1 protein-coding gene is annotated in these 279 nt (G+C 64.2%); it reads left to right on the plus strand.

The genetic code is table 11. From position 1 onward, the window contains the following. Nucleotides 1-10 precede the first annotated feature (10 nt). Nucleotides 11-279 (plus strand): FHIPEP family type III secretion protein (locus tag R0J88_RS19660; RefSeq protein WP_410900821.1); only part of this gene is annotated, 269 nt, incomplete at its 3' end.

Genomic DNA, 279 nt, shown 5'->3' on the forward strand with positions numbered 1-279 from the left:
GTATGTGCTGATGACCATCGGCGACGGCCTGGTGGCGCAGATCCCTTCCCTGCTGCTCTCCACGGCGGCGGCGATTATCGTCACCCGCGTCAGCGACAACGGCGATATCGCCCATGACGTGCGCCACCAGCTGCTGGCAAGCCCGTCGGTGCTCTACACCGCTACCGGGATTATGTTCGTGCTGGCGGTGGTACCGGGAATGCCGCACCTGCCGTTTTTGCTGTTCAGCGCCCTGCTTGGTTTTACCGGCTGGCGGATGAGCAAACAGCCGCTGGCGGC

Source organism: Pseudoalteromonas sp. SIMBA_162, from assembly GCF_046535955.1.
Classification (GTDB): Bacteria; Pseudomonadota; Gammaproteobacteria; order Enterobacterales; family Alteromonadaceae; genus Pseudoalteromonas; species Pseudoalteromonas marina.